This window comes from Rhizobium bangladeshense, assembly GCF_001662075.1.
Taxonomy (GTDB): domain Bacteria; phylum Pseudomonadota; class Alphaproteobacteria; order Rhizobiales; family Rhizobiaceae; genus Rhizobium; species Rhizobium bangladeshense_B.
Genome location: NZ_LYPL01000095.1, coordinates 1 through 1,048, shown reverse-complemented (window position 1 = coordinate 1,048; position 1,048 = coordinate 1). Strand labels below are relative to the sequence as shown.

The following is a 1,048-nucleotide window of genomic DNA, read 5'->3' as shown; positions in this document are numbered from 1 at the left end:
TTGCGGCTGCCACGCTGGTGCCCGAAGATTTGCTGCTGGCCGAACCCATCGTTGCAGCAAGGGGAGCCGGTCGGCACGAGTGGAGCGATGCCGAGGTCCAGTCTCTGTCTACGATCTACAGCGTATCTCGCGAAACTATCGTCCGCCGGCTGCTGACGCTCCAGCGTGCGTCGGAAGACTTCTATGGTCGAAAGCGTCGGCAATATGCCGTCGAGTTCCAGCAGCAGCGCGAGCGCGAGAAGGCGAAGAACGCAGGAAAGCCGATACCTCGCAATATGCCGCGCGAAACTGTTGCTGACTTCGGGAAGCCGTTCGTCCGTCGCGTTATCGAGAATTACCACCAGGACCGGATAAGCCTTTCCGAGGTGTCGGGCTATCTAGGTGTGAAGGTCCGGCACGTTCCAGGCATCGAACGGCAGTTGGGCATCTGATCGATGGCAGGGGGACGTGTCACCTACTGCATCGATACAAGTTCCTTGCTGCATGCCTGGTTTCGCGCGTATCCGCCCAAACGGTTTGGCAGCCTTTGGGCGGCATTGGACAGGCTAATCGACGAGGGACGGCTGGTGGCGTCAATAGAAGTCTTCCATGAACTCAAGAAGAAAGACGACGACGTTTTCGCGTGGGCTAAATTCCGCAAGGACACCATGTTCCGCGAGATAGATGATGACGTGCAGAACGAAGTCGTCCGGATCATGCAGGTCTATCCCAAGCTCGTTGACACCGGAAAAGGGAAATCCAGCGGCGATCCGTTCGTCATCGCCCAAGCGCTGGCGGCAAAGCCTCGTCTTGTGGTTATCACCCAGGAGGCTGGCGGCTCAGCCGACAAGCCAAAAATTCCCTTCGTCTGCGACCAGGAAGGCATTCGCCATATCAACCTCCTAACGCTGATCGAGGAAGAAGACTGGTCGTTCTAAAGCCTCCCTTCAAACCGGCTTAGGTAGCAAAGACCACCTAAAGCGACTTACGCCTCTGAATTGAAACAGAAAAAGCATTCCAGACATTGATCGGGTCAGTGACAACGTTGCTAGGTAGCTGTCATTGCGCT

General features: G+C 56.3%; 1 protein-coding gene and 1 pseudogene. Both read left to right on the top strand.

Annotated elements, in window-relative coordinates; translation table 11 throughout:
• A pseudogene (locus A7X77_RS33690) lies at positions 1–431 on the top strand (hypothetical protein); the annotation flags it as partial.
• Positions 432–434: 3 nt separating this feature from the next.
• Positions 435–917: a DUF4411 family protein gene (locus tag A7X77_RS31635; RefSeq protein WP_064686697.1), complete on the top strand. Its 483-nt coding sequence runs from the start codon at positions 435–437 to the stop codon at positions 915–917.
• Positions 918–1,048: the final 131 nt, after the last annotated feature.